Origin of the sequence: Amycolatopsis sp. NPDC048633, from assembly GCF_040650695.1 — a bacterium.
Lineage (GTDB): Bacteria > Actinomycetota > Actinomycetes > Mycobacteriales > Pseudonocardiaceae > Amycolatopsis.
Genome location: NZ_JBEZHS010000019.1, coordinates 1 through 25,485, shown reverse-complemented (window position 1 = coordinate 25,485; position 25,485 = coordinate 1). Strand labels below are relative to the sequence as shown.

Genomic DNA, 25,485 nt, shown 5'->3' with positions numbered 1-25,485 from the left:
GCCAATCGATCGCTGCGGTCAGCTGGGCCAAAGAATCGTACCCCCGACGCCCGGACGGTCAATTTTGTTCCCCACTCGGGTGCTGACCTGCGAAAAGTGCTTTCCGGGCCGAGAACGGCCCCCGACAATCGACCTCGATGCCCCCGAAGAGGGAATTCCGGTTACCGGATGCGTCTCACCCAGGCATCCGGCCGTCGCCCGATTAGCCCATGCGGGGCAGCATAGTACCTCGGACGATCTACACTCAGTACCCCCATCGAGTGGGTCAAGTCTCAAGATGCCCCCGATGTTGTGGCGTTTCGCGCTGCCATGCCCCGACCTGGTGATTCCTTTCGGGACTGCCTGCTGACCAGTGGATCTTCACCGCCACGCCCGCACCCGGGCGACACTCTCCGGGACCACACAGAGTACTTCGGCTACCCCCGGTGACCAGCCCGAACCCTTCCTTCGCCGGGTTCCCCCGTTCGCCGCAGCCTGGGCCGGATGCGACAACGTCTAGTCACAATTCTTTTCATCATTACGGGTGATCGGCTCGTGATCTTGTAGCGAAGGCACATTCGACACTTTCGACAAGAAATCGAATACCTCACCTTCCCCGTGCACTACTCCACCAGCCACGTTCGATGTCCGCCGGACGGCCTAGTTACGATGTCGACTCGCAGTCCGCAAGGGCGGCCCGGCACCCTGTCCGCAGGCTCCCGGAGCCCCGCCGCCACGGAGGCACTCTGCCGGAGGCAACCCACATGTACGACGTCGCGCGCCCCGCGGCGGGCAACCCCATGGAAGAGACCGGCCGGATGCCGGCGCTGTTCACCGGGGACCGCCCGCCCGCCCAGCCCCGCCGGCCCGTTCCCCCCTCGGGTCCCGACTACCCCGCGATCCAGGCCAGCCGCGAGTTCGTCTCGCTGCGGCGGCGGTTCCGGGCCTTCGTCTTTCCGATGAGCCTCGCCTTTTTCGCCTGGTACATGACCTACGTGCTGCTGGCCGCCTACGCGCACGACTTCATGAGCACCAAGGTGTTCGGCCAGGTCAACGTCGGCATGCTGCTCGGCGTCGGCCAGTTCGCCAGCACCGCGCTGGTCACCTGGCTCTACTTGCGCTACGCGCGCCGCCACGTCGACCCGCGCGTGGCCGAACTGCGGGCCCGTGCGGGCCTGCCGGAAGGGACCCGCCGATGACCGCGCTCGCCGACGGAGGGACACCGGCCAGCAACCCGGTCGTCAACACCGCCGTGTTCGCCCTGTTCGTGGCGATCACGCTCTACGTCGTCTACCGGGCCAGCAGCCGGAACTCCTCGACGGCCGACTACTACGCCGCGGGCAGCGCGTTCACCGGGCGCCAGAACGGCATCGCGCTCTCCGGCGACTTCCTGTCGGCCGCGTCGTTCCTCGGCATCGCCGGCGCCATCGCGATGCACGGCTACGACGGCTTCCTCTACTCGATCGGCTTCCTCGTCGCCTGGCTGGTCGACCTGCTGCTGATCGCCGAACTGCTGCGCAACACCGGCCGGTTCACGATGGGCGACGTCCTGAGCTTCCGGATGAAGCAGCGCCCGGTCCGCGCGGCGGCGGCGACGTCGACGCTGGTGATCTCCTTCTTCTACATGCTGGCGCAGATGGCCGGCGCCGGTGGCCTGGTGGCCCTGCTGCTGAACGTCCACTCCAAGCTGGGGCAGGCGCTGGTGATCGGCGTCGTCGGCCTGGTCATGGTGCTGTACGTGCTGGTCGGCGGGATGAAGGGCACCACGTGGGTGCAGATCATCAAGGCGACCATCCTGCTGCTGTGCGGCGCGCTGCTCACGGTGTTCCTGTTCGGCAAGTTCGGCTTCTCGTTCTCGAACCTGCTCTCGTCGGCCGCGGAGCACAGCCCGCTCGGCGACAAGCTCCTCGAGCCGGGCGGCTCGTACGGCAAGAACGGCACCACCAAGCTCGACTTCGTGTCACTGGCCCTGGCGCTGGTGCTCGGCGCGGCGGCGCTGCCGCACGTGCTGATGCGCTTCTACACGGTGCCGAACTCCCGTGAGGCCCGCCGCTCGGTGGTGTGGGCGACGGCGTGCATGTTCCTGTTCTACCTGTGCACGCTGGTGATCGGCTTCGGCGCGGCCGCGCTGGTCGGCGCGGACGAGATCAAGGCCGCGCCCGGCGGGGAGAACTCGGCGGCGCCGCTGCTGGCCCTGCACGTCGGCGGGACGCTGCTGCTGGGCATCATCGCCGCGGTGGCGTTCGCGACGATCCTCGCGGTGGTGGCCGGGCTGACGATCACCGCGTCGGCGTCCTTCGCCCACGACGTCTACGCGAACATCTTCAAGCAGGGCAAGGCGGAACCGGCGGACGAGGTCCGGGTGGCGCGGCTGACCGCGATCGTGGTCGGGGCGCTGGCCATCGTCGGCGGCGTGCTGGCGAACGGGCAGAACATCGCGTTCCTGGTGGCGCTCGCGTTCGCGGTGGCGGCGTCGGCGAACCTCTCGACGCTGCTGTTCTCGCTGTTCTGGAAGCGGTTCAACACGACCGGCACGCTGTGGGGCATCTACGGCGGCCTGGCCGCGTCCCTGCTGCTGGTGCTCTTCTCGCCGGTCGTCTCGGGCGCCCCGGACGCGATCTTCAAGAGCATCGACTTCGCCTGGTTCCCGCTGAAGAACCCGGGCCTGGTGTCGATCCCGTTCTCGTTCCTCTGCGGGTTCGTCGGCACCCTGCTGGGCAAGCCGAAGGCGGATCCGGAGAAGCAAGCGGAGATGGAGGTCCGGTCCCTCACCGGGATCGGCAGCTGACCCATTCGGACGGCCTGCGTCACGCGCGCAGGCCGTCCAGGATCACGTTCAGCACGCGCCTGCCGTCTTCCGGGCTGCAGTTGCGCACCGCCATGCCGGCTCCGTGACCCAGGCGCAGGACGTCGGCCCCCACGACGTCCGGGCGGATCAGGCCCGCGTCCCGCGCGGTGTCGACCAGGACCCCGGTCGCCGCGCGCAGGCGTTTCTGGCAGTACTGGAAGGTTTCCGAGCCCGAGTCGATCGACTCCTTGAGGATCGTGGCCAGCTTGTGCCGCTCCACGACCCAGGTGACCTGCTCGGTCAGCCACGCCTCGAGCGCCTCCCACGGCGGCAGCTCCTCGTGCAGCACGTATGCGCGGTCGGCGAGCACCTCGATCTCGTCGCGGTAGACCGCTTCGAACAGCGTCTCGCGGGTCGGGAAGTGCCGGTAGAGCGTGCCGGCTCCGACGCCCGCCTTCTTGGCGACGTCGTCGAGCGGCACGTCGGCGCCGTGCGCGGTGAAGAGCTCGTTCGCCGTCGCGACGATGCGCTCGTAGTTGCGCTTCGCGTCCGCGCGCATCGGACGCCCCGTGTCCGGCATCCCGGCCTCCTCGCCACGTAACCGGAGAGATTCTCCGAATTCACTTGCGCATCCGGAGACGCTCTCCATATTATCGGATCGCACCCAAGCGGAGAAGTTCTCCACTTACCTTCGTACTCCTTGGGGGAGTATCTCTTGTCCCAGCAAACGATCCATCGTGCGGTCGAGCCTGCCCCGGCCCGCCGCAGCGGGCTGGTCCTCGCGATCATCCTGACCTGCCAGCTCATGCTCATCCTCGACGCGACGGTGATGAACGTCGCGCTCCCGCGCATCCAGGCCGACCTGGGGTTTTCGGCCACCGGCCTGTCCTGGGTGATGACGGCCTACAGCCTGGTCTTCGGCGGTCTCCTGCTGCTCGGCGGCCGCGCCGGCGACCTGTTCGGGCGGCGCCGGATGTTCGTCGCGGGCACGGCCCTGTTCACCCTCGCGTCGCTGGCCGGCGGCCTCGCCGGCTCGGCCACGCTGCTCATCGCCGCCCGCGTCCTGCAGGGCGTCGGCGCCGCCATGGCCGGCCCGAGCACCTTGGCCCTGGTCACGACGACGTTCACCGAGACCAAGGCCCGCGTCCGGGCGCTGGCGCTGTTCTCCGCCATGTCCAGCGGCGGGTTCGCGATCGGCCTGATCGTCGGCGGCCTGCTCACCGAGTGGATTTCGTGGCGCGCGGCGCTGTTCATCAACGTCCCGTTCGGCCTGGCGATCGTGCTGCTCGCGCCGCGGTTCGTGCCCGAGCCGGAGCGCCGGCCCGCGCACCTCGACCTGCCCGGCGCGGTCACCGGCACCCTCGGCGTCGGCTCGCTCGTGTTCGCCTTCACCCACGCGGCGTCCGACGGCTGGGGCAACGCCGTGACGCTCGGCTCGCTCGCCGGCGGCCTGGCGCTGCTGACCGCGTTCGTCGCGATCGAGGCCCGCACCGCGATGCCGCTGGTCCCGCTCCGGCTGTTCGCCGACCGCAACCGCAGCGCGGCCTACGTCAACTTCTTCCTCGGCCCGATGGCCATGATGTCGATGTTCTTCTTCCTCACCCAGTTCATGCAGGACATCCGGCACTTCGCCGCGCTGGCCACCGGCTTCGCGTTCCTGCCGATGGCGGCGCTGATCTTCACGATGAGCCGGCTCGTGCCGCGGCTGCTCCCCCGCTACGGCCCGAAACCATTGGCCGTCACCGGATCGCTGCTCATGGTCTCCGGCGTCCTCTGGCTCGCCCAGCTCACTACGGACAGCGCGTACTTCCCGGCGTTGTTCGGGCCGCTGCTGCTGATGGGCCTCGGCGGCGGGCTCGCGTTCGCGCCGCTCAACGTGATCGTGATGGCGACCGTACCCACCGAGGACGCGGGCGCGGCGGGCGGCGTGCTGCAGACGATGCAGCAGGTCGGCAGCACGCTCGGGCTGGGCATCCTGATCACGGTGTTCGGCTCGGCGACCCGCTCGGCGGGCACTGCGGGTACGTCGGGAGCTCAGCTCACGGTCGACGGGATGACCGCCGCGTTCGCCACGGCCGCGGTGTTCGCGGCGGGCACGGTCCTGGTGGCGCTGACGTTCCGGCGGACTACAGCTTCTGCCCGGCCTTGACCCGGTGCGTCACCCGGCGCTCGACGAGGAACGAGACGAACGGGACGCAGCCGGCCAGTAGCACGAGCACGGTGCCCTTGATCGACCAGCGGGCCTTGATCGCCAGGTCGATGGTCAGCACCAGGTAGATCATGTACAGCACGCCGTGGATCGGCGAGTAGACCGCCGACGGGGTGGGGTTGTCGAAGCCGTACCGCAGCACCATCACGAAGCAGAGGCCGAGCAGGCCGACGCCGGTGACGTAGGCGGCGGTGCGGAACCGCACCAGGGGGCCGGTGAGCGGCACCGCGGTCTGGGCGGCACCTTCGGTGCTGGTGGTCATCGGGGCGTCCTCACTCTGCGGCCTCACTCTGCGGCCTGCTGGTCGCGGGCGTTCAGCTCGCGCAGGTAACTGTTGTACGCGGCCAGCTCCTCGTCCTCGTCCGCCGGCTTCACGTCCGGCCGGGGACGGGGGGCGGGCACCTCGGGCTGTTCGCGCACGGGCTCTTCGGCTTGGGCTTCGGCCTTGTGCTTCAGCTGGCGGATGCGCCAGAACATGAAGGCCGGGAACAGCCCGAAGAGCGGCCACTGCAGGACGTAGCCGAGGTTCTGGAAGGTGCCGTTCGCCGAGGTGAAACGGTCCCACTGCCACCACGCGAGCCCGCAGCAGATCAGCAGGCTCACCAGGCTGGTCGCGACGATCGCGAGCCGGCGTCCCCAGGGGGAAGCCGCCGGCGGAGGGGAAGCTGGCACGGGATCGACGCTAGCACTGGGCGGCTGAGGGCCGGCGGCCGACTGTGTGCCGGGTGGCGTCGCTCTCAGCCCAGGTCGGTGGTCCTTTACCGGCCGGTGGGCTCAGCCTTGCTTGCGCACCGACTGGGCACCCTTGGCGTACCCGTCGGCCAAGCCGAAGACCTTCTGCGCGTACTCCGTCGAGTTGTTGTAGGACAGGATCCCCGCCCACCACCCGCTCGGGCTCGCCATGTCCCGCCCACCCGCGCACAGATAACGCGCCGCCGCCAGAGCAGCGTCGTCGATCTGCTGGGGGTCACCGAGGCCGTCGCCGTTGCCGTCCGAGGCCCACTTGCGCCACGTGCTCGGGATGAACTGCATCGGCCCGACCGCGCGATCCACCCCCGCGTCGCCGTCGTAGCGGCCGCCATCCGTGTCACCGATCGCCTGGACGCCCGCGGAGCCGTCGAGCGGGACGCCGGTGATCGGCTTGGACGGGCGGCCGTCCGCGCCGAGCACCGCGCCGGCGTACTGGCCGTGGTTGGACTCGATCCGGCCGATGCCGGCGAGCGTCGCCCACGAGATCTTGCACTGGGGCTGGTCGGCGCGGATCGCCAGCTCGGCGTTGCCGTAGGCCGACAGCGCCCGCGCCGGGACCCCGGTCACCGCGGCGACCTGGCCAGCCCACTGGGACAGCGTCGCCGGACCGGTACTGCGGGCCTGCTGGGGAGAGGTCTGCTGCTCGGCGCCGCCCGCGACCGCGCCGCCGGCCGGTGCGACCGACCCCGGGCGGACGTCGGCCGCCTTGACCTGCAGGGCGGGGATTTCGGTGGTGAGCGGGCTCGCCTCCGGCGTCGAGGCGCGGGTGACGAGCCAGATCCCGCCGCCGGCCACGGCCAGCACGGCGAGAACCACGATCAGCCGGGTGAGCACCGCGACACTCGCGGAGCGCGGCGCCGGTGCCGGTGCGGCGGGGGCGGCTTCCTCGACGCTCGCGTCGATGGGGTCGTCCTCGTTCTTTCCGGTCCTGGTGCGCACGAAACTCCGGTCCTCCAGCGGGATGTCGACGAAGTGTCAACGAGCCCGCGCAGGTTAGCGTTACGCGGGTCGTCCCGATCGTCTCACCACACCGGTTCACCCGGCCGAGTGGAAAGCGTCTCGTCAGGCGGACTTCTGCTGCCGCGCGAGGCGCGCGACGCACCAGGCCGGGGCGCTGCCGCGGCGGAGGTGCTGCAGGACGGTCATCGGCCCGAGCCGGCGGCTCAGGTCGGACGGCGCGAGCCCGGCCGCCCGGTAGTCGAGGGCCCGCTGGTCGAGCGGGCTGAGTCCGGCGTCCCACCACTCTTCGGCCTCGGCGACGCCGCCGACCATCTGCCACCAGCCCGCGGCGGCCGTGAGAAGCTCTTCGGGCACCTCCGGGAGGCGGCGGCGCATGGCGTCGAGGTAGCCGGGATCGGCCGCCTCGACCGGGACGAACCGCGACTGCCCGGTCCGGGCACGCTGGCCGGGGATGCCCGGGGCCTGCGCCGGAGCGTCGGCCAGCCACGCGGATGCGATGCGGTCGACCTCCTGCTCCTCGGGGGTCTGCTCGCGCTCCGCGGCCCATTGCCGGATCAGCGCGTCCACTCCGGGATCTCCGGTCATCCCTGCCTCCTTGTAGGTCCCCGACGGACAGGCCTGACACCTGTCCCACGCGGTGGTGCCGCACGCACCAACCTGCACCTTGCTGAGTGGAAACTGCCTGCGTACCGGGGTTCTCCGGGGGGATGGCGAACCACCCGATCACGCAATGTGAGCACCGTAGGGCCGGGGTGGTCTCCTTCGCCAGACCCCGGCAGGCACGAATTCGCCGACCTGCGCGTTTTCGACCGCAATCCACCCGGATGGTCGAGCGTTCGGTCCGAATTCCGGGATTGGTGACACTCAGTGATTTACCGTCCGCTAACACACAGGGTGACAGCCGGCGCCGCCCGATGCGGTGCCGGTCAGCGGGTTTCCAGTGGTCAGGAGAAGAGCGACCGGAAGAACGTCACGATCGCTTCGGCGCCGTCCTTGAGCCAGCCGAGGACGCGGTGCACGAAGTCGGCGGACTCGGTGGGCTGGGTGATCAGGAGGAAGAGCACGAGCGCGACCACACCGACGATGAGAACTTTCTTCATGCCGCTCGACATGTGCTTCCTCCCGGGCTCGCCGTCCCCGTCCTGGGAGTGGCCACGCCAATACTGTAGGGAAGGCGTGCCCCGAAGACACCCCGATCAACCCTCGATCACCCCGACCGGCCCCTGACCGGTCCCTGACCGAACCCGAGGAGCGGCGATGACCCGGAACGTGCAGGTCGAGCGGGACGGCGAAGTGACGACGATCACCATCGACCGCCCGGCCGCCCGCAACGCCGTCGACGGGCCGACCGCGGCCGAGCTCGCCGGCGCCTTCCGCGAGTTCGACGCGGACCCCGGCGCCGCCGTCGCGGTCCTCACCGGATCGGGTGGCGCGTTCTGCGCGGGCGCGGATCTCAAGGCGATCGGCACCGACCGGATGAACCGCACTCACCCGGACGGGGACGGCCCGATGGGCCCGACCCGGATGCGGCTCGGGAAGCCGGTGATCGCGGCGGTGCACGGGCACGCCGTCGCGGGCGGGCTGGAGCTGGCGCTGTGGTGCGACCTGCGGGTCGCGGACGCCACGGCGGTGTTCGGGGTGTTCTGCCGCCGCTGGGGAGTGCCGCTGATCGACGGCGGCACGGTCCGGCTGCCGCGGCTGATCGGCCAGTCGCGGGCGATGGACCTGATCCTGACGGGGCGGCCGGTCGAGGCCGCCGAAGCGGTGGAGATCGGCCTGGCGAACCGGCTCGTACCGGCGGGCGAAGCGGTGACCGCGGCCCAGGAGCTGGCGCGGCAGCTCGCGGCGTTCCCGCAGGCGTGCCTGCGGGGCGACCGGCTCTCGGCGCTCGAGCAGTGGGGCGAGTCCGAAGAGGGCGCGCTCGCGACGGAGTTCCGGGCGGCGATGGACGCGGGAGTACTGGCGGCGGAGGCGGTCGACGGCGCGGCCCGGTTCACCGGCGGCGAGGGCCGCCACGGCCGTTTCGCGTGACCGAAGAGGCATCACGCGTGCTTGGAGAGGCATCTCCCGTGATCAGAGGGGCATCTCCCGTGCTTGGAGAGTCGACTCGCGTACCTGGACAGTCGGCTCACGTGTTTGGAGGGTCGACTCGCGTGCCTGGAGGGTCGACTCGTGTGATTGCGGGGTCGACACGGCCGGGCCTGCCGGTTTGGCCGTGTCGACCCTTCAGTCACGCGTGTCGACTCCGCAATCACGGGGGATGCCCGCTCGGTCACGGGGGATGCCTCGACCGGGTGGATCCCGTGCGGCCGGCCCGGTTCCGGTCAGGCGGCCGATAGGGTCGCCCGATGGACGACGTTGTTCCCAGAGTCGTGCTCCGGCCCGTGGCCGAAGGCGATCTCGACTTCCTGGAGCGGCTGACCAACGATCCCGTCGCCGCCGGGGAGCACCAGTGGTTCGGCTGGCACGATCCCGGCTACCTGCGCCGCCGCTGGCAGGAAACCGGCATGCTCACCACCGAGACCGGCATGCTCGTGCCGACGCTCGGCGGCCGCGTCCTCGGTCTCGTCTCCTGGCACCGCAGCCGCACCGGGCCGACGTCCTACTGCTGGAACGTGGGCCTCGTCCTGGCGCCGGAAGCGCGCGGCCATGGCTACGGCACCGAAGCCCAGCGCCTGCTCGCCCAGTACCTCTTCGCCCACACCCAGCTCAACCGGGTCGAAGCGACGACCGAGGTCGACAACCGCGCCGAGCAACGCGCGCTCGACAAGGCCGGCTTCACGCGCGAAGGCGTCCTTCGCGGCTACGGCTTCCGTGACGGCGAGTGGCGCGACCACGTCGTCTACTCGGTCGTGCGCTCCGACCTCGCGAAGAACTAGGCGATCGCCCCCGCCGAACGCAGGGCGCCGAGATCCGTGACGCCCAGTTCGGCGAGCACGGCTTCGGTGTCGGATCCCTTGGCGCGCGGGGCTTCCGGCGTCTCCGGCGGGGTGCGGTCGAACCGCGGTGCCGGTGCGGGCTGCACCATGCCGCCGATCTCGACGAACGTGCCGCGCGCCGCGTTGTGCGGGTGCGAAGCGGCTTCGCCCGGCGCAAGCACCGGGGTCAGGCAGGCGTCGGTGCCTTCGGCGCGCGCGACGAGATCGTCGCGGGTGTACTTGCCGATCGCCGCGGCGAGGATCTCGCGGAGGCGAGGCCACTGCGTCTTGTCGATGTGCAGCGGCAGCTCCGCCGGGTCCAGCTCGAGGACCTTGACCAGGTCGCCCCAGAACCGCATCTCGATCGCGCCGACGGCGACGTACTTGCCGTCCGCGGTTTCGTAGGTGTCGTAGAACGGGGCGCCGCCGTCGAGCATGTTGTCCCCGCGGCCGCCGCCCCAGAGCCCGGCCGCGGCCATGCCGTGCAGGCTCGTGGTGAGCAGCGCGGCGCCGTCGACCATCGAGGCGTCGACGACCTGGCCGCGCCCCGAGGTGTTCCGTTCGTACAGCGCCGCGAGGATGCCCATCGCCAGTAGCAGCCCACCGCCGCCGAAGTCGCCGACGAAGTTCAGCGGCGGCACCGGCCGCTCGCCCGCGCGCCCGATCGGTTCGAGCGCGCCCGCGATGCCGATGTAGTTGATGTCGTGCCCGGCCGCCGACGCGAGCGGGCCGTCCTGGCCCCAGCCGGTCATCCGGCCGTAGACCAGCCGCGGGTTGCGAGCGTGGACGACGTCGGGGCCGAGCCCGATCCGTTCGGCGACACCCGGGCGGAAGCCCTCGATGAGGACGTCGGCGGTGTCGCACAGCTTCAGCACCAGCTCGACACCCTCGGGTGTCTTGGTGTTGATGCCGACCGACCGGCGGCCGCGGGCGAGCGGGTCGGTCTGCAGACCGATCACGTCCTCCCCCGGGGTCGCGCGGTCGACGCGGACGACGTCGGCGCCGAGGTCGGCGAGGATCATCGTGGCGAAGGGCCCGGGCGCCAGACCCGCGAGCTCCACCACCTTCAGGCCGCTGAGCGGACCTGCCTTCATATCGGGTCCTTTCAGAGCGAGCGGGAGATGATTTCCTTCATGATCTCGCTGGTACCACCGAAGATCCGCGAAATCCGGACGTCGGCCCAGGCGCGCGCGATCGGGTACTCGGTCATGTAGCCGTAGCCGCCGAAGAGCTGCACGCAGTCGTCGACCACCTTGTTGACGCGCTCGGTGGTCCACAGCTTCGCCATCGCCGCGCCCTGGACGTCGAGCTCGCCCTTGAGGTGCCGTTCGATGCACTGATCGAGGAACGCCCGCGCCACGGCGGCTTCCGTGGCCGCCTCGGCGAGGGTGAACTTGGTGTTCTGGAAGGAGAAGATGGGCCGGCCGAACGCCGTGCGCTCCTTCGTGTACTCCAGCGTGAGGTCGACCGCCGCCTCCAGCCCGGCCACTGCGGTGACGGCGATGATCAGCCGTTCCTGGGGCAGCTGCAGCATCAGCTGGATGAAGCCCTGGCCCTCGGCGTCGCCCAGCAGGTTGGCGGCGGGCACGCGGACGTCGTCGAAGAACAGCTCGGCGGTGTCCTGGCCCTTGAGCCCGACCTTGTCGAGCACCCGGCCGCGTCGGAAGCCCGGGGTGTCGGTCTCGACCACGATCAGCGAGACGCCCTGCGCGCCCGCGTCCGGGTCGGTCTTGCAGGCGACGACGACCAGGCCGGCGTGCAACCCGTTGGTGATGAAGGTCTTCGCGCCGTTGATGACGTAGTGGTCGCCGTCGCGCACCGCGCGGGTCTTGATGCCCTGCAGGTCCGAGCCGGTGCCGGGCTCGGTCATCGCGATCGCGCCGACCAGTTCGCCGCTGGCCATCTTCGGCAGCCACTCGCGCTTCCTCTCTTCGGAGGCGTACGCGCTCAGGTAATGCGCGACGATTCCGTTGTGGACGGTCACGCCCCACGCGCTGTCGCCCGAGCGGGCCTGCTCTTCGTAGAGCACGGCCTCGTGGGCGAAGGTGCCACCGCCCCCGCCGTACTCCTCGGGGATGGACAGGCAGAGCAGGCCGACGTCGCCCGCCTTGGTCCACAGCTCGCGGTCGACCTTCTTCTCCGCCGCCCAGCGTTCCTGGTGCGGGACGGCCTCCTTCTGCAGGAACGACCGCGACAGCTCGCGGAGGTCGTCGAGCTCGGTCGTGCTCCAGGAGCTCTTCGGGAGTTTCAGCGGCACGGGACCTCCTGCTGGAAAACATGACGGTCAGCATGTAAGTTCACTTCGGAATGTACATCCGTACCGGCCTGTAGGTAAAGCAGGAGGCCGAAGTGACCTCGACGGCACACCGGACCCAGGCGCAGCGGCGCGAACAGACCCGCACCGCGCTGCTCGACGCCACCATCGACTGCCTCGTGGACGTCGGCTACGCGCGCACCTCGGTGCAGGAGATCTGCGCCCGCGCCGGCGTCTCGAAGGGCGCGGTGCAGCACCACTTCACCGCGAAGGCCGAGCTGATGGCGGCCGCCGTCGAGCACCTGACGACGAAGCTGCGCCGCCAGCTCGCGGCGTCGCTGGACGAGCTGCCCAGCGGCGGCACCGGCGTCGCCGCGGCCATCGACCTGCTCTGGACCGGCTACTCCGGCACCCTGTCGACCGCCGTCACCGAGCTGTGGGTCGCCGCCCGCACCGACCCCGAGCTGCGCGCGGCCATCCGCCCGGTCGACCGCGCGCTCGGCCGCGCCACGCTCGAGCACGTCACCCAGGTCGCCGGCGAGCTGCCGCCCGAACGCGCGGAGATGCTGTTCTGGCTCACCGTGAACCTGACCCGCGGGCTGGCTCTGGACGCCGAGCTCGGCGGCGACCCGCACCGGCGGCGGCAGCTGCTCGAAGAGTGGAAACGGATCGCGGTCCTGCTCTACCAGGACGCCACCACTGGGCCAAGCTGACCAACCGGGCCCCGCAAGGGCTGGAATGCCCCTTATCCCGCAGGCGGATTCGTGGTCCAATCCCCGGGAAGAGGGGAGCTTCGATGACCGCCACCCCGTACCAGAACCCCTATGGCCCGCCCGCGGCACCGCCGCGGCGGCCGCCGGCCGACTTGGGCGCGCGCTTCCGGCTGATCGCCGGGATCGTCGGCGCCGTCGCCGCGGTGCTCGTGCTGGCCGGGTCGTTCCTGCCACAGACGAAGTTCGAGCAGATCTCGGACGGCAAGACCGAGAGCAGCCAGACGATCAGCGCCTGGACGCGCACGTTCGACGTCGAACCCGGCGACGAGGCGAGGAAGTTCTACGAGAACACCCACGTCGCGCGCTACGGGATCCCGCTCTCCGCAGGCGCGCTGGTGCTGCTGGCCGGGGCCGGCCTGGCGTTCGCGGGCGCGCGGCGCTCGGCGGGCACCGGGGTGCGTTCGAGCGCCCGGACGGCCCTGGTGGCCGGCGGCGCGGGGGTCGCCGCGGCGGTGTGGATGCTCGGCATGGACGTCTCGGCGACCTTGAGCTACGAGTCCGAGGACCTCTCCCTGACCTCTCTCTACTCGACCGGCCTCGGGTTCTGGATCCTGCTCGGCGGCGGCGCGCTCGGCGTGGTGACGCTGGTCCTGGCCGCGCTCGCCGCCCGGCGGGCGCCGGCCACCGGCCCGTCCGGGCCACCGCCGGGGCCGTACGGCCAGCCCTACCAGCAGCAGTCGAGGCCGTACCCGGGGCCGCCGCAGCAGTACTCGCAGCCCTATCCGGGTGCCCAGCCGTACCCGGGCGGGCAGCCGTACCCGCCGTCCCAGCCCTTCCCGGCGCAGGGTGGCCCGGTTTCCCAGCCGTTCCCGGCGCAAGGTGGGCCGGTTTCGCAGCCGTTCCCGGCCCAGTCCGGTGAGGTCGGGCCGCCTGCCGACCCGCCGTCGCAGCCGTTCCCCGCCCAGTCCGGCGCGTTGTCGTCGCGGCTCGACGACCCCTACGGCGGCGCGACGCAGGCCCAGACGCATCCCAGCCAGCAGGAACCGCCGTTCCCGACCGAACCGAACTACCAGCTCCCGCCGCTGAATCCACCCAAGACGTGAAACTTATTCACATCCGACTGGACAACTGACGTACCGACGGTATGGTGTACTCGTCGGTAACCCCTGCGCGGCGTCGTGCGGACTCCGGACGCCGCGGAACGGAGACGTCATGACCAGCACCACCCCCGCGAACGCCGTCGAAGACACCCCCTTGCCGCCGACCGTCGGCGGCGTCGCCGGGGCGCCCGGCTCGGCGCGGGCGGCCCAGCTCGTCGCCCGCGTGGCCGGTGGCGCGGACTCGGCGCCCATCCGCATGCACGCCCCCTTCAGCGGGCAGCCGATCGCGACGCTGCCGCAAGCCACCGACGGCGACGTCCGGGCGGTGTTCGCCGGCGCGCGCACGGCCCAGCGGGCCTGGGCCGAGCACTCCCCCGCCGAGCGCGCCCGCGTCCTCACCCGGCTGCACGACCTCGTGCTCGCCCGCCAGGACGAGGTGCTCGACCTGGTCCAGATCGAGGCCGGCAAGGCGCGGCTCGACGCGTTCGACGAGGTCAGCGCGACCGCACTGGTCGCGGCCTACTACGGCAAGCACGCCGTCAAGCTGCTCGCCCCGCGCCGCGTCGCCGGCGTCATCCCCGGGCTGACCCGCGCCGGCGAGCTCCGGCACCCCAAGGGCGTCGTCGGGGTCATCTCGCCGTGGAACTACCCCCTGGCGCTCACCGCGATGGACGTCTTCCCGGCGCTCGCGGCCGGCAACGCCGTGGTGCAGAAGCCGGACAACCAGACCGCGCTTTCGGCGCTGTGGCTGCACGAGCTCGCCGAGGAGGCCGGGCTGCCGGCCGGGACCTGGCAGATCGTGCTCGGCCGCGGCTCGAAGATCGGCACCGCGCTGGTCGAGGAGTCGGACTACCTGTGCTTCACCGGGTCCACGCCGACCGGCAAGGAGCTGGCCGGGCAGGTGGCGAAGCGGCTGACGTCGTATTCGCTGGAGCTCGGCGGCAAGAACCCGATGATCGTGCTGCCCGACGCCGACATCGCGAAGGCCGCGACGGGCGCGGTGACCGCGTGCTTCTCCTCGGCGGGCCAGCTGTGCGTGTCGGTCGAGCGGATCTACGTCCACGAGTCCGTCCGCGAGGAGTTCACCCGCGCGTTCGTCGCGCGGACCGCGGCGGTGAAGCTCGGCGGCGCGCTGGACTACCACGCCCAGATGGGGTCGCTGACGTCGGAGGAACAGCTCGCGACAGTGTCGGCGCACGTCGAGGACGCCCGCGCGAAGGGCGCTTCGGTGCTCACCGGCGGCCGCGCCCGGCCCGACCTCGGGCCACTGTTCTACGAGCCGACGGTCCTTTCCGGCGTCACCCCGGACATGGTGCCGTTCGCGGAGGAGACGTTCGGGCCGGTCGTCTCGATCTACGGCTACACCGACGTCACCGAGGCCATCGACCGCGCCAACGACACGCCGTTCGGGCTCAACGCCAGCGTCTGGTCGCGCAACGGCCGCGCGGGCTGGGAGGTCGCGGCGCGGCTCAAGGCCGGGACGGTCAACGTCAACGAGGGCTACGCGGCGACGTTCGGCAGCGTCGGCGTCCCGATGGGCGGCATGAAGGACTCCGGCGTCGGCCGCCGCAACGGCGCCGAAGGCCTGCTGAAGTACACGGAGTCCCAGTCGATCGCGCTGCAGCGCGGGCTGGCGCTCCGCCCGCCCAAGCGAGTCCCGGGTTCGCTGTGGTCGAAGGGCATGACGCTGGGCCTCAAGGCCCTCCGCCGCCTCCCCCGCTGACGTAACCCGTAACTCGCGTGATCCGGGCCGGATCTCGCGTGATCGAAGCCGTCACGGCTCTGATCACGTGAGTTCCGGCTTCAATCACGCGAGTTGCGGATCCAGTCACGCGTGTTCGGCGGTGGGGGCCGTGAGGAGGCCGCGGTCGTAGGCGATCGCGACCGCTTCCGCGCGGCGGCTCGCGCCGAGTTTCGCCATCACGCGGGACAGGTGGACGCTGACCGTCTTCTCGCTGATGTACAGCTCTTCGCCGACCTGGCGGTTCGTACGGCCCAGCGCCACGCGCTCGAGGACGTCGCGCTCGCGGTCGGTCAGCGGGCTGGCCACCGTGCGGGCCGGCGCCGCCGGCTCGACCCCGGCCAGCTCGACGCGGGCCCGGTGCCCGAGGTCGCGGACGGCGTCCCGCAGCGGGATCGCGCCGAGCCGCATGGCCACCGCGTGGGCCGCTTCGAGGGCCGGCTTCGCGTCGGCGTCCGCGGCCAGCAGCGCTTCGGCCTCGTGCCAGCGGCAGACCGCCTGCTCGTACACGGCGCCGTAGCCGAACGCCTCCGCCGCGGCCGCCCACTTTTCCGCGTCACCCCGGCCGGTCAGGCACGCCGCCGCCGCTTCCAGCCGGGCCAGCCACGCCCGGCCTTCCGGCCCGAGCGTCCCCGACCGCGGCTGCCCGACGACGGAGCACATCCGGCCGTGGGCCAGCATCCGCTCGCCCGCCGCCACCGCGGCGCCGGCCGTGGCCTGGTCGCCGCGGACCCGGGCGTCGGCGGCCTGCGCGGCCGCGGCGGTCACGCCGACCGCCGCGACCCGGATCCCGGCCAGCAGGCCGGGTTCGATCCGCTCCAGCCAGCCGATCAGGTCCTCGGCCCGGCGCACCGCCTCGGCGTGGTCGCCCCGCCAGTACGCCAGCTGGATGCCCGCGTCCCCGACCGACAGCGGGATCTGCATGTCCGCCGTCCAGTGCTGCCGCAGCCCGGTGACGAGCTTCGCCGCTTCGTCGAAGCGCCCGCGCGCGACGACGAACAGCGACCAGATGGCCAGGATCCGCGCGGCGACCGCGCTGGACACCCCGCGCCCGGCGCGGCCGGCGCTCTCGTCCGGCCAGTCACCCATCAGGTACCGCAGCATCAGCTGCCGCGCCCGCAGCTCCAGCCCGTAGACGCTCCAGCTCAGCCCGGCCTCCTCGGCCCGGGCGACGCCGCGCCCGGCCTGGTCGAGCGCTTCGGCGAACTCGGCCTGGTCGTCATGGCTCAGGGCGAGGAAGTACGTCGCGCGGATCTCGGTGTTCGGGGCCCCGGCGTCCTGCGCCTTCCGCTGGGCCTTGCGCAGCCACTCCCGCGCCTCGACGGCGTCGCCCGCGGAGTCGGCCAGCGTCCCCAGCGTGGTCAGCGCCGACGCCTCCGCGCCCGCCGCCCCGACCGCCTGCGCGTCGGCGACCGCGGCGCGCGCGCTGTCCAGCGCCGCCTCGGGCTGGTCGAGGATCCGCAGGAACCCGGCCCGGCTGGCCAGGACCCAGGCCCGCGTGCCGCTCGGCTCGGCGTCCTCGACCAGGTCCCAGGCCCGGTCGATGGCCGCGGTCGCCTCCTCGAGGGTGCCCTCCAGGGCGAGCAGCGCCTCCGCCAGCCGCCGCCACGTCTTCGCCGCGCGGTCGACCGACGTGTCCGGTTTCAAGGCTTGCGTGGCCGACCGCGCGAAGGCCGCGGCCCGCTCGGGCTCGCCGGACGTGCCCGCGAAGTAGGACGCTTCGTGCAGCAGCCGCAGCTCGTCGAACCCCTCGGGCCGGTCCGCCTCCGGGACGGCGTCCCAGATGGACAGCGCCTGCTCGACGTGCTGCAGCGCCGACCCGGGCGCGCCGAGCTTCTCGGCCTCGTCCATCGCGCGCAGCAACGCCGGCAGCGCGGTGATCAGGTCGCTGCTCTGCATCGAGTGGTAGGCCAGCTTCGCGTCGTGCCCGCGGCCCTGCGGCCGCGCCTGGATCCGGGCGGCGTACGCCGCGTGGGTACGCGACCGCTCCCCCGGCAGCAGGTCGCCGTACACCGCTTCCTGCAGCAACGCGTGCCGGAACGTGTAGGAGCCGTCCGAAAGCACCACCAGGACGTGGTGCTGGACGGCTTCGCGCAGCGCCTCGTCGAGCTCCAGCTCCCCCACCCCGGAGACCTCGGCGAGCGCGGCGTGCATCACCGGCTCGTTCGCCACCGAAATCACCCGGGCCACCCGGCGGGTGTCCGGCGAGAGCCGCTCGAGCCGGGACAGCAGCACCTCGGCGAGCCCGGCAGGCAGGTCGTTGCACTCGGTCTGGGTGGCGAGCAGCTCCTCGGCGAAGAACGGGTTGCCCTCGGACCGGGCGACGATGTCGGCCACGACGTCCGCCGGCATCGGCTCGTCGGCCAGCGCTTCGACGAACTTCCGGGCGTCGGCGGCGCCGAAGGGGTGCAGGTCGACGCGCTCGACGGTGGCGAGCCGGACCAGCTCCGACAGGAGGCTCCGCAGCGGGTGGCGCCGGTGCACGTCCTCTTCGCGGTAGCTGCCCACGACCAGCAGCCGCTGCGCCCGCAGCCTGCTGAGCAGGAAGGACAGCAGGTTGCGGGTCGAGGCGTCGGCCCAGTGGAGATCCTCCAGGAGGATCACCACCGGGCGCGACTCCGCGATCTCGGTCAGCACCCCCAGTACCGCGTCGAACAACTGCAGCTGACCGAGATCCTGCTCGGGCCGGGGACGCACCATGGTCTCCCGGTCGTTCGAGGTCATCGGCGGGTGTTCGGCCGCCCGGGGCTCCTCGACGCCCTGGCCCTGCGGCAGCAGCCGCCCGAGCGCGGGCCGGAGCCGCACCGCGGCGGCCACCGCCGGGTCCGCCGAGCTGCCCAGCGGGGCGAGCGCTTCGGCGAACGGAAGATAAGGAAGACCGCCTTCGCGGACGTCGATGCAGCGGCCGGTGAGCAGCAGCCCACCGCACGCCTCGACGTGCTCGCCCAGCGCGGTCAGCAGCCGGGTCTTGCCGACCCCGGCGTCCCCCGAGAGCAGCACCGCGCCGGCTTCGCCCCGTTCAGCCCGGGCGAAGGCGGCGCGGAGCCGCCGCATCTCGTGGGTACGGGCGACGAGCGGGATTCCGGAGCCGAGTCGGGGCACGATCAGCATTGTTGCTCACCCCACCGACAAGTTCCGCACACTTATCGCCTTGGACACCATCACCCGCCCCTACCGGGCGGTCTCGCCGACGGCCGCGGTCTCCCGCGACGCCTCGCGGCGCTCCTGCGCCGGCACGTCGACGTCGGTCCGCGCGGCCCGCAGGTGGCGGACGGCGCGGCGGGCGCGGGCGGCCCAGACGCTGCGCCCGGCCTTCCGCAGTTCCTCGGCCCGGTAGGCCGCTTCGGCCCGGACCGCGTCGAGCATCAGATCGCTGTGCATCGTGTTCCCCTTTGTCCCCGAGTTCTCCGGTTGGTAGCACTCAGGTTCGTCCTGAGGGGACACCTCAGGCATCGGGTGATCACGCAGCCCTGGGCGTGAAAAGACCCCTTACTCCCGGCCGAGCCCAGCTCGGCGGGGGTAAGGGGTCTTCGAAACCGCCTCAGTCGTGCTCGGGGCCGCCCGGCCGCACCGCGGCCAGCAGCCCCCGCCAACCGGATGTGGGCAGGCGGAACGCACCACCCTCGGGGTCCTTCGAGTCGCGCAGCGCGGCACCGCCGGCGACGAACGCGACCTCGACGCAGTCGTTGCCGCCGCCGCTGTGGCTGCTCTTGCGCCACCGCAACCCGGACAGTGACTCCGAAAACTCGTTCTCCATGCTCCCCAACTCCCTTACTGTGTCCTCGGTTCCGGATGGTGCACCGGAGCCGGTGCGGCAGCCTGTTCGGCGAACCGCCCGGCTGCCTCGGCGATCAGCTCCACCGAGTCGTCCGGCTTCAGTGCGGCCGCGCGCAGATGGTCGAACATCAGCCCGTAGCGCCGGACGTCTGTGGGTTCCTCCAGGTAGAGGCCGCTGGACGTGCTGTCGTCGACGTAGACGACGTCCGGGTCGGCCTGCTCGGGGAAGCCCATGATCAGGAAGGGGCCTTCCATGCCCGGGTGCGCGCCGGCCCCGAACGGCACGACCTGGATGGTCACGTTCGGCTTCTCGGCGAGCGTGACCATGCGGTAGAGCTGCTCGGCCATCACCTCGGCGCCGTCGACGACCCGGCGCAGCACGGCTTCGTCCATCACCGCCCAGTACTCCGGCGGCGGCGTGTCGGACAGCAGCTCCTGGCGCGCCATCCGGGCGGCGACGCGGCGGCGGATCTCGGCGTCTTCGGCGTCCGGCCGCAGCGCCCGGATCACCGCGCGGGCGTAGCGCTCGGTCTGCAGCAGCCCGGGCACCAGCAGCGCCTGGAACGCGCGCAGCGAGCTGGCGTCGGCCTCGAGCCCGACGAACGTGCCGGTGAAGACCTCGTTGTAGGCGTGCCACCACCCGCGCTTGCGGGCCTCCCTGGCCAGCTGGACGAGCGCTTCCTGCTCGTCGCCGGTGATGCCGTAGAGGGCCAGCATGTCCCGCGCGTCACGCGGGGTGACCCCGACGTGGCCGGTCTCGATACGGCTGACCTTCGAGGCCGAGCACTCGAGCTTCTCGCCCACTTCGTCGATCGTGAGGTCCGCGGCTTCGCGCAGCCGGCGCAGCTCTCCCGCGAGCCTCCGGCGGCGAACCGTGGGGCTCTGTCCCCTTGCCATCGCGCACCTCCGGATGTGACGGCGTCGTAGCCGTTCGCTCGCTGCCAGTATCTAACAGGGGCGGCCGGGTAATCGCACGGCACCGATTACCGGACCCGAACCCGCGTCGTCTCTGCAATTTGCAGAATGCTTCTGTATGCTCGCATCCTGCACTGAGACAGGACGTGACAAGGGCACTGCGGGCTTGCTCCCCCAGCCCCGTTCAGGGCCTGTGATCAGCGTAGACGATGATTCCGCGGCTCGCCGCGTGATCAACGGGAGAAGAGGTCCGGGGCCGTCCCCCGATCGACCCCGGCCCTCTTCCCCCGTTCCGGCGCCTTATTGGCAGAACGATTATTCCGTGCATTCGTCGCCCATAAGGGTGATTTCCGGAGGCGTCACAGAACGCGCAGGAGCCCTTCCTGGACGACCGTCGCGATGAGGGTGCCGTCCTCGCCGAAGAACCGGCCCGTGGCGAGGCCACGCGCGCCGGAGGCGGTCGGCGACGCGCTGTCGTAGAGGAACCACTCGTCGGCCCGGAAGGGCCGGTGGAACCAGAGCGCGTGGTCGAGGCTCGCGCCGAGCACCTTGTCGGTGTCCCAGTAGACGCCGTGGCGCGCGAGCACCGAGTCCAGCAGGGTCATGTCCGAGGCGTAGGTCAGCACGCAGACGTGGAGCAGCTGCTGGTCGGGCAGCTTCCCGTCGGCGCGCATCCACACCTGGTTGCGCGCGGGCCGCTCCCCCGTCCGGCGGGTCACCCACGGCGGCTCGTTGACGTACCGCACGTCGATCGGCCGCGGCCGGCTGTGCGCGCCGATCGCGTAGCCCTCGGCGCGTTCCATCAGCGTCGGCAGCGTCTCGGGCGCCGGCACACCCTCGGGCATCTCTTCGGCGTGCTCGATGCCCGGTTCGTCCTTTTGGAACGACGCGGAGAGCGAGAAGATCGCCTTGCCGTGCTGGATCGCGATGACCCGGCGGGTGGTGAAGGACCGGCCGTCCCGGATGCGGTCGACCTCGTAGATGATCGGGACGCTGGGGTCGCCGCCGCGGATGAAGTACGCGTGCAGCGAGTGGACCCGGCGTTCCTCGGGGACCGTGCGCCCGGCCGCGACCAGTGCCTGGCCGGCGACCTGCCCGCCGAACACCCGCACCGGCGAGTGGGCGGGCGAGACCCCGCGGAAGATGTTCTCTTCGATCTTCTCCAGGTCGAGCAGCGCGATCAGGCGGTCCAGCACCGGCTGGCCGCCACCCGGGATCTCCAGTTCGGTGGCGGCCGTCCTGGCCATTTCAGTCATGGCCAGACCCTATGTGTTCCGCGGGCAAGACGTCCCTTATGCGTGGTCGTCTTCACCGAGGCGGTGCACGTGGATCAGGTTCGTCGAGCCCACGGTGCCCGGGGGCGAACCGGCGACGATGACGACCAGGTCGCCCTTCTGGTACTTGCCCATCTCCAGCATCGAGTGGTCGACCTGCTGGATCATCTGGTCGGTCGACTCCACGCGCGGCACGATCTGGGTGTTGGTGCCCCAGGTCATCGAGAGCTGGCTGCGCACGCACTCCTCGGGCGTGAACGCCAGCAGCGGGAGCCGCGTGTGCAGCCGGGCCAGGCGGCGCACGGTGTCCCCGGACTGGGTGAAGGCGACCAGCGCCTTCGCGTTCAGCCGCTCGCCGATGTCGCGGGCGGCGTAGGAGATCACGCCGCGCTTGGTGCGCGGGACGTGCGTCAGCGGCGGGACGACCGGCGAGTCGGTCTCGACCGCCTCGATGATCCGGCCCATCGTCTGGACGACCTCGATCGCGTACCGGCCGACCGAGGTCTCGCCGGACAGCATCAGCGCGTCGGCGCCGTCGAGCACCGCGTTCGCGACGTCGGAGGCCTCGGCGCGGGTCGGCCGGGAGTTGTTGATCATCGACTCGAGCATCTGCGTCGCGACGATGACCGGCTTCGCGTTCTCGCGGCAGATCTGGATGGCGCGCTTCTGGACCAGGGGGACCTGCTCCAGCGGCAGCTCGACGCCCAGGTCGCCACGGGCGACCATCACCGCGTCGAAGGCCAGCACGATGGCCTCGAGGTTGTAGACGGCCTCGGGCTTCTCGATCTTGGCGACGACCGGCAGCCGGCCCTTGCCGACCCGGTCCATCACCTGGTGGACCAGGTCGATGTCGGCGGGCGAGCGGACGAACGAGAGGGCGATGAAGTCGACGCCCAGCTCGAGCGCGAACTCGAGGTCCTCGATGTCCTTCTCGGACATCGCCGGCACGGAGACGTCCATGCCGGGCAGCGAGACGCCCTTGTTGTTGCTGACCGGGCCACCCTCGGTGACCTCGCACACCACGTCCTGGCCTTCGACCTTCTGGACCACCAGGCCGACCTTGCCGTCGTCGACCAGCAGGCGGTCACCGGGCTTGGCGTCCTTGGCCAGGCCCTTGTAGGTCGTCGAGACCCGGTCGTGGGTGCCGGCGACGTCTTCGACCGTGATCCGGACGATGTCGCCGTTCTGCCACTCGACCGGTCCGCCGGCGAACGTGCCGAGACGGATCTTCGGGCCCTGCAGGTCGGCGAGGATGCCGACCGCCCGGCCACTCGCGGCCGCGGCATCCCGGATCAGGTCGTAGACCTGCTTGTGGTCGCCGTGGCTGCCGTGGCTGAAGTTCATCCGGGCCACGTCCATGCCAGCGTCGACGAGGGCCCGCATCTTCTCCGGCGTAGCGGTGGCAGGGCCCAGGGTACAAACGATCTTCGCGCGTCGGCTCACGTTCGCATAGCGTAGACCCTGTCGGCGCGTTCGTCTGTACCGATCCCGAAAAGTTCAGAGAAACTGTTCAGAAACCTGCGGGGTCAGCGGCGTGGCTGCTCACTGGGTCCGACCCGGTCACGGGCCCATTCGTTGAACTCGCGCAGCTGCCGCCAGGCCTTCCGGACCCGTTCGAGGGCGCCCCGCTCGTGCAGGACGTCGTCGGGCTCCCAGACGCGGACCGCGTACACCGAGCGGTAGCGCAGCAGGTCGAGCCGGGGGTGGTCGGCGTCGAACCCGCGGGGCTTGGACTTGAGCCGGTCACCCCGGACTTCCCAGCCGGCCTTCTCGAGCTTCTTGAGGATCTTCTCGAGCGCTTCGCCGTGCAGTTCGGTGTCGACGGCCTTGCGGAACCGGGCGATCTGGTCGGACGCCAGGTGGAAGCAGCCGCCACCGGCGCGCAGCCCCTCCGGCCCGACCTCGACGTAGTAGGCGCCGCCGCCGCGGCCCTGTTCGATCACCGCGCCGCAGTGGGTTTTGTACGGCGTCTTGTCCTTGGCGAAGCGGACGTCGCGGTAGGGGCGGAACACCTTGGGGTCACCGAAGCCGTCGGAGAACTCCGGCGCCAGCTCGGCGAGCAGCGCCTCCATCGGGGCCCGGACGTCGGACTTGTAAGTCTCGACGTGGTCGTCCCAGTAGGGCTTCGAGTTGTCTTCCACGAGGCCGTCGTAGAAGTCGACGGCGTACTCGCCGAATCCGCTGAACTTCACGGCCGGAACGATAATCGGGGGCACCGACGGTTTCCGCGCCGGTGCCCCCGCTGTCGAAACCCGGTGCGGCCGGCGTTCCGCGCACGACCGGCCGCACCAGGAGCCCTTACCTGGCGACGGCCGTGATCAGCTCGCCGTCGGTGGTGTCACCGGAGAGGTCCCAGACCATCGCGCCGCCGAGGCCCTGCTGCTGGGCGTAGCCGATCTTGCCGCCGATGGTCGACGGGGTGTCGTAGCTCCACCAGTTGCTGCCGCACTTCGCGTACGCGGTGCCGGCGATCGTGCCGGTCGACGGGCAGCTGTTCTTGAGGACCTTGTAGTCCTCGATGCCCGGCTCGTACGTGGCCGCCGCGGGGCCGGTCGCGGTGCCGCCGGGGGTGTCCTGCGTGACGCCGGTCCAGCCGCGGCCGTAGAAGCCGATGCCCAGCAGCAGCTTGCCCGACGCGACACCCTTGCTCTTGAGCTTCTGGATCGCGGCGTCGGAGTAGAAGCCCGGCGTCGGGATGCCGTCGTAGGACGTCAGCGGCGAGTGCGGGGCGGTCGGGCCCTGCGCGGCGAACGCGCCGAAGTAGTCGTAGGTCATCACGTTGTACCAGTCGACGTACTGGGCGGCGCCCGCGTAGTCGGCCGCGTCGATCTTGCCGCCGTCGGTGCCGTCGGCGGTGATCGCCGAGGTGACCAGCTGCGAGCCGAACTTGGCGCGCAGCGCGGACATCAGGTTCTTGTACGCGTCGGCGCCACTGCTGTCGCAGCTCAGGCCGCACGCGTTGGGGTACTCCCAGTCGATGTCGATGCCGTCGAAGACGCCGGCCCAGCGCGGGTCGTTGACGAGGTTGTAGCAGGAGTCGGCGAAGGCGGCGGGGTTCTGCGCGGCCTGGGTGAAGCCGCCCGACCAGGTCCAGCCGCCGAACGACCAGATCACCTTGAGGCCGGGGTGCTTGGCCTTGAGCTTCTTGAGCTGGTTGAAGTTGCCGGCGAGGGGCTGGTCCCAGGTGTCGGCGACGCCGTCGACGCTGCCCGCGGCGTCGTAGGTCTTCTGGTAGTCGGCGTAGGCGTCGCCGATCGCGCAGCCGCCGTTCGTCACGTTGCCGAAGGCGTAGTTGATGTGGGTCAGCTTGCTCGCCGAGCCCGACGTCTCGACGTTCTTGACGTGGTAGTTGCGGTCGTAGACCCCCCATTCGGTGAAGTAGCCGACGACCCTGCCGACGGAGGCTTCGGCCGACGCGGGCGCGGCGGTGGCGGCCGGGGCCGCGGCGGCGCCCGCCACCAGGCCCGCGGCAGCTGCGACGGTCAGCAGCGCCGAGAAGCTCTTCCTGCGGAAACGGGACATGTCTTCTCCCTCCGGAGAATTACTCACGGCGACGGTGCCGGAGTGGTGGGGACCACACCACCGTAAGTGGACTAGACCATTAGGTCAATGGTTCAGACCAGACTGTGTTAGTTCAAAGAGCCCAATGGCCGGTCTCGCATGCCTTGACAGGAATATGCCGCGCGGAGCACATTTCCAGGGTGATGCAGACCTTCGAGGTGCTGGCCGAGCCCCGCCGCCGCACGATCCTGGACCTGCTGCGCGACGGCGAGCGTTCGGTCGGCGAGCTGGTCGACGAGCTTTCCCTCAGCCAGCCCGCGGTGTCGAAGCACCTGCGGGTCCTGCGGGAGGCCGGGCTCGTGACGGTGCGGGTGGCGGCCCAGCGGAGGTGCTACGCGCTGCGGCCGGAGCCTTTGGCCGAGGTGGACGCGTGGCTCGCGCCCTACCGCAGCTTCTGGTCGGGCCGGCTGGACGCCCTGGAACGCCGCCTGGACGAGACGGACCCGCACTGACCGAGCGCCCCAATGTGGCCTTGGTTGCGTCTGACGCACCCAAGGGGCCCTTCGGTGCGTTGAACGCACCGAAGGCCACATTGGGGCGCTTACG

The 25,485-nt window shown here is 71.1% G+C and carries 25 protein-coding genes; 9 read left to right on the top strand and 16 right to left on the bottom strand.

Annotated elements, in window-relative coordinates; translation table 11 throughout:
• The first annotated feature begins 743 nt into the window (after positions 1 to 743).
• Entirely contained in the window at positions 744 to 1,178 is a 435-nt protein-coding gene (locus AB0C38_RS29160) for a DUF485 domain-containing protein (RefSeq protein ID WP_360679184.1), read from the top strand.
• Positions 1,175 to 2,767: a cation acetate symporter gene (locus AB0C38_RS29155; RefSeq protein ID WP_360679182.1), complete on the top strand. Its 1,593-nt coding sequence runs from the start codon at positions 1,175 to 1,177 to the stop codon at positions 2,765 to 2,767. Before AB0C38_RS29160 ends, AB0C38_RS29155 begins: the two co-directional genes overlap by 4 nt.
• Positions 2,768 to 2,786: 19 nt before the next feature.
• Here the strand turns inward: AB0C38_RS29155 and AB0C38_RS29150 are convergent, their stop codons facing one another.
• Complete coding sequence (locus AB0C38_RS29150) at positions 2,787 to 3,347, bottom strand: TetR/AcrR family transcriptional regulator (RefSeq protein WP_360679180.1); 561 nt, start codon at positions 3,345 to 3,347, stop codon at positions 2,787 to 2,789.
• Positions 3,348 to 3,482: 135 nt separating this feature from the next.
• On the opposite strand from AB0C38_RS29150, the gene AB0C38_RS29145 reads away from it, so the two are divergent.
• Positions 3,483 to 4,916: an MFS transporter gene (locus AB0C38_RS29145; RefSeq protein ID WP_360679178.1), complete on the top strand. Its 1,434-nt coding sequence runs from the start codon at positions 3,483 to 3,485 to the stop codon at positions 4,914 to 4,916.
• On the opposite strand, the gene AB0C38_RS29140 is transcribed toward AB0C38_RS29145, so the two are convergent.
• The 5 genes from AB0C38_RS29140 to AB0C38_RS29120 form a co-directional block, all read right to left on the bottom strand.
• Positions 4,894 to 5,238: a DUF3817 domain-containing protein gene (locus AB0C38_RS29140; protein WP_360679176.1), complete on the bottom strand. Its 345-nt coding sequence runs from the start codon at positions 5,236 to 5,238 to the stop codon at positions 4,894 to 4,896. The two genes, AB0C38_RS29145 and AB0C38_RS29140, sit on opposite strands and share 23 nt — an antisense overlap.
• Before the next feature lie 23 nt (positions 5,239 to 5,261).
• Complete coding sequence (locus AB0C38_RS29135) at positions 5,262 to 5,597, bottom strand: hypothetical protein (RefSeq protein WP_360679519.1); 336 nt, start codon at positions 5,595 to 5,597, stop codon at positions 5,262 to 5,264.
• A 153-nt stretch (positions 5,598 to 5,750) separates the two neighbouring features.
• Positions 5,751 to 6,665 carry a lytic murein transglycosylase gene (locus AB0C38_RS29130; RefSeq protein ID WP_360679174.1) on the bottom strand — a complete coding sequence of 305 codons (915 nt, stop codon included), beginning with the start codon at positions 6,663 to 6,665 and terminating at the stop codon, positions 5,751 to 5,753.
• Positions 6,666 to 6,788: 123 nt separating this feature from the next.
• Positions 6,789 to 7,271: a helix-turn-helix transcriptional regulator gene (locus tag AB0C38_RS29125; protein WP_360679172.1), complete on the bottom strand. Its 483-nt coding sequence runs from the start codon at positions 7,269 to 7,271 to the stop codon at positions 6,789 to 6,791.
• A 359-nt stretch (positions 7,272 to 7,630) separates the two neighbouring features.
• On the bottom strand, positions 7,631 to 7,786 hold the full coding sequence (locus AB0C38_RS29120; protein WP_360679534.1) for a hypothetical protein: 156 nt from the start codon (positions 7,784 to 7,786) through the stop codon (positions 7,631 to 7,633).
• A gap of 157 nt (positions 7,787 to 7,943) precedes the next feature.
• Here AB0C38_RS29120 and AB0C38_RS29115 point away from each other — a divergent pair, with 157 nt between their 5' ends.
• Both AB0C38_RS29115 and AB0C38_RS29110 read left to right on the top strand, forming a co-directional pair.
• Positions 7,944 to 8,717, top strand: coding sequence for a crotonase/enoyl-CoA hydratase family protein (locus AB0C38_RS29115; protein ID WP_360679169.1), 774 nt, complete (start codon positions 7,944 to 7,946; stop codon positions 8,715 to 8,717).
• 317 nt (positions 8,718 to 9,034) lie between these two features.
• The gene (locus AB0C38_RS29110; RefSeq protein WP_360679166.1) at positions 9,035 to 9,565 is read left to right on the top strand and encodes a GNAT family protein; all 531 of its coding nucleotides are present in this window, start codon (positions 9,035 to 9,037) and stop codon (positions 9,563 to 9,565) included.
• Here the strand turns inward: AB0C38_RS29110 and AB0C38_RS29105 are convergent.
• Entirely contained in the window at positions 9,562 to 10,698 is a 1,137-nt protein-coding gene (locus AB0C38_RS29105; protein ID WP_360679164.1) for a CaiB/BaiF CoA-transferase family protein, read from the bottom strand. The two genes, AB0C38_RS29110 and AB0C38_RS29105, sit on opposite strands and share 4 nt — an antisense overlap.
• Before the next feature lie 11 nt (positions 10,699 to 10,709).
• Positions 10,710 to 11,861 carry an acyl-CoA dehydrogenase family protein gene (locus AB0C38_RS29100; RefSeq protein ID WP_360679161.1) on the bottom strand — a complete coding sequence of 384 codons (1,152 nt, stop codon included), beginning with the start codon at positions 11,859 to 11,861 and terminating at the stop codon, positions 10,710 to 10,712.
• 92 nt (positions 11,862 to 11,953) lie between these two features.
• Here AB0C38_RS29100 and AB0C38_RS29095 point away from each other — a divergent pair, with 92 nt between their 5' ends.
• The 3 genes from AB0C38_RS29095 (at position 11,954) to AB0C38_RS29085 (ending at position 15,394) form a co-directional block, all read left to right on the top strand.
• The gene (locus tag AB0C38_RS29095) at positions 11,954 to 12,571 is read left to right on the top strand and encodes a TetR/AcrR family transcriptional regulator (RefSeq protein WP_360679158.1); all 618 of its coding nucleotides are present in this window, start codon (positions 11,954 to 11,956) and stop codon (positions 12,569 to 12,571) included.
• Positions 12,572 to 12,654: 83 nt separating this feature from the next.
• Positions 12,655 to 13,674: a hypothetical protein gene (locus AB0C38_RS29090; RefSeq protein WP_360679156.1), complete on the top strand. Its 1,020-nt coding sequence runs from the start codon at positions 12,655 to 12,657 to the stop codon at positions 13,672 to 13,674.
• 109 nt (positions 13,675 to 13,783) lie between these two features.
• Entirely contained in the window at positions 13,784 to 15,394 is a 1,611-nt protein-coding gene (locus AB0C38_RS29085; protein ID WP_360679153.1) for a succinic semialdehyde dehydrogenase, read from the top strand.
• A gap of 105 nt (positions 15,395 to 15,499) precedes the next feature.
• On the opposite strand, the gene AB0C38_RS29080 is transcribed toward AB0C38_RS29085, so the two are convergent.
• The 8 genes from AB0C38_RS29080 to AB0C38_RS29045 all read right to left on the bottom strand — a co-directional run bounded on the left by AB0C38_RS29080 (position 15,500) and on the right by AB0C38_RS29045 (position 24,900).
• Positions 15,500 to 18,523, bottom strand: a complete 3,024-nt coding sequence (locus AB0C38_RS29080; RefSeq protein ID WP_360679151.1) for an AAA family ATPase — start codon at positions 18,521 to 18,523, stop codon at positions 15,500 to 15,502.
• Positions 18,524 to 18,583: 60 nt separating this feature from the next.
• A complete protein-coding gene (locus AB0C38_RS29075; RefSeq protein WP_360679149.1) occupies positions 18,584 to 18,793 on the bottom strand; it encodes a hypothetical protein in 210 nt (69 codons plus the stop codon).
• A 160-nt stretch (positions 18,794 to 18,953) separates the two neighbouring features.
• A complete protein-coding gene (locus AB0C38_RS29070; protein ID WP_360679146.1) occupies positions 18,954 to 19,169 on the bottom strand; it encodes a DUF397 domain-containing protein in 216 nt (71 codons plus the stop codon).
• Positions 19,170 to 19,183: 14 nt separating this feature from the next.
• Complete coding sequence (locus AB0C38_RS29065) at positions 19,184 to 20,086, bottom strand: helix-turn-helix transcriptional regulator (RefSeq protein ID WP_360679143.1); 903 nt, start codon at positions 20,084 to 20,086, stop codon at positions 19,184 to 19,186.
• A gap of 377 nt (positions 20,087 to 20,463) precedes the next feature.
• Complete coding sequence (tesB, locus tag AB0C38_RS29060; protein ID WP_360679140.1) at positions 20,464 to 21,360, bottom strand: acyl-CoA thioesterase II; 897 nt, start codon at positions 21,358 to 21,360, stop codon at positions 20,464 to 20,466.
• Positions 21,361 to 21,396: 36 nt separating this feature from the next.
• Positions 21,397 to 22,821, bottom strand: coding sequence for a pyruvate kinase (pyk, locus tag AB0C38_RS29055; protein ID WP_360679137.1), 1,425 nt, complete (start codon positions 22,819 to 22,821; stop codon positions 21,397 to 21,399).
• A gap of 83 nt (positions 22,822 to 22,904) precedes the next feature.
• Complete coding sequence (locus AB0C38_RS29050) at positions 22,905 to 23,570, bottom strand: DUF2461 domain-containing protein (RefSeq protein WP_360679134.1); 666 nt, start codon at positions 23,568 to 23,570, stop codon at positions 22,905 to 22,907.
• 106 nt (positions 23,571 to 23,676) lie between these two features.
• Positions 23,677 to 24,900: a glycoside hydrolase family 18 protein gene (locus AB0C38_RS29045; RefSeq protein ID WP_360679132.1), complete on the bottom strand. Its 1,224-nt coding sequence runs from the start codon at positions 24,898 to 24,900 to the stop codon at positions 23,677 to 23,679.
• A 179-nt stretch (positions 24,901 to 25,079) separates the two neighbouring features.
• On the opposite strand from AB0C38_RS29045, the gene AB0C38_RS29040 reads away from it, so the two are divergent.
• Entirely contained in the window at positions 25,080 to 25,391 is a 312-nt protein-coding gene (locus AB0C38_RS29040; RefSeq protein ID WP_360679130.1) for a metalloregulator ArsR/SmtB family transcription factor, read from the top strand.
• Positions 25,392 to 25,485 lie beyond the last annotated feature (94 nt).

Excerpts from the sequence above, each read along its gene's own strand:
- AB0C38_RS29045 (WP_360679132.1), bottom strand. The coding sequence starts at position 24,900 with ATGTCCCGTTTCCGCAGGAAGAGCTTCTCGGCGCTGCTGACCGTCGCA.
- AB0C38_RS29120 (WP_360679534.1), bottom strand. The coding sequence starts at position 7,786 with ATGAAGAAAGTTCTCATCGTCGGTGTGGTCGCGCTCGTGCTCTTCCTC.
- AB0C38_RS29065 (WP_360679143.1), bottom strand. The coding sequence starts at position 20,086 with ATGGCAAGGGGACAGAGCCCCACGGTTCGCCGCCGGAGGCTCGCGGGA.
- AB0C38_RS29090 (WP_360679156.1), top strand. The coding sequence starts at position 12,655 with ATGACCGCCACCCCGTACCAGAACCCCTATGGCCCGCCCGCGGCACCG.
- AB0C38_RS29125 (WP_360679172.1), bottom strand. The coding sequence starts at position 7,271 with ATGACCGGAGATCCCGGAGTGGACGCGCTGATCCGGCAATGGGCCGCG.
- tesB (WP_360679140.1), bottom strand. The coding sequence starts at position 21,360 with ATGACTGAAATGGCCAGGACGGCCGCCACCGAACTGGAGATCCCGGGT.
- AB0C38_RS29140 (WP_360679176.1), bottom strand. The coding sequence starts at position 5,238 with ATGACCACCAGCACCGAAGGTGCCGCCCAGACCGCGGTGCCGCTCACC.
- AB0C38_RS29160 (WP_360679184.1), top strand. The coding sequence starts at position 744 with ATGTACGACGTCGCGCGCCCCGCGGCGGGCAACCCCATGGAAGAGACC.
- AB0C38_RS29105 (WP_360679164.1), bottom strand. The coding sequence starts at position 10,698 with ATGAAGGCAGGTCCGCTCAGCGGCCTGAAGGTGGTGGAGCTCGCGGGT.
- AB0C38_RS29150 (WP_360679180.1), bottom strand. The coding sequence starts at position 3,347 with ATGCCGGACACGGGGCGTCCGATGCGCGCGGACGCGAAGCGCAACTAC.
- AB0C38_RS29155 (WP_360679182.1), top strand. The coding sequence starts at position 1,175 with ATGACCGCGCTCGCCGACGGAGGGACACCGGCCAGCAACCCGGTCGTC.
- AB0C38_RS29115 (WP_360679169.1), top strand. The coding sequence starts at position 7,944 with ATGACCCGGAACGTGCAGGTCGAGCGGGACGGCGAAGTGACGACGATC.
- AB0C38_RS29080 (WP_360679151.1), bottom strand. The coding sequence starts at position 18,523 with ATGCTGATCGTGCCCCGACTCGGCTCCGGAATCCCGCTCGTCGCCCGT.
- AB0C38_RS29070 (WP_360679146.1), bottom strand. The coding sequence starts at position 19,169 with ATGGAGAACGAGTTTTCGGAGTCACTGTCCGGGTTGCGGTGGCGCAAG.
- AB0C38_RS29110 (WP_360679166.1), top strand. The coding sequence starts at position 9,035 with ATGGACGACGTTGTTCCCAGAGTCGTGCTCCGGCCCGTGGCCGAAGGC.
- AB0C38_RS29085 (WP_360679153.1), top strand. The coding sequence starts at position 13,784 with ATGACCAGCACCACCCCCGCGAACGCCGTCGAAGACACCCCCTTGCCG.
- AB0C38_RS29075 (WP_360679149.1), bottom strand. The coding sequence starts at position 18,793 with ATGCACAGCGATCTGATGCTCGACGCGGTCCGGGCCGAAGCGGCCTAC.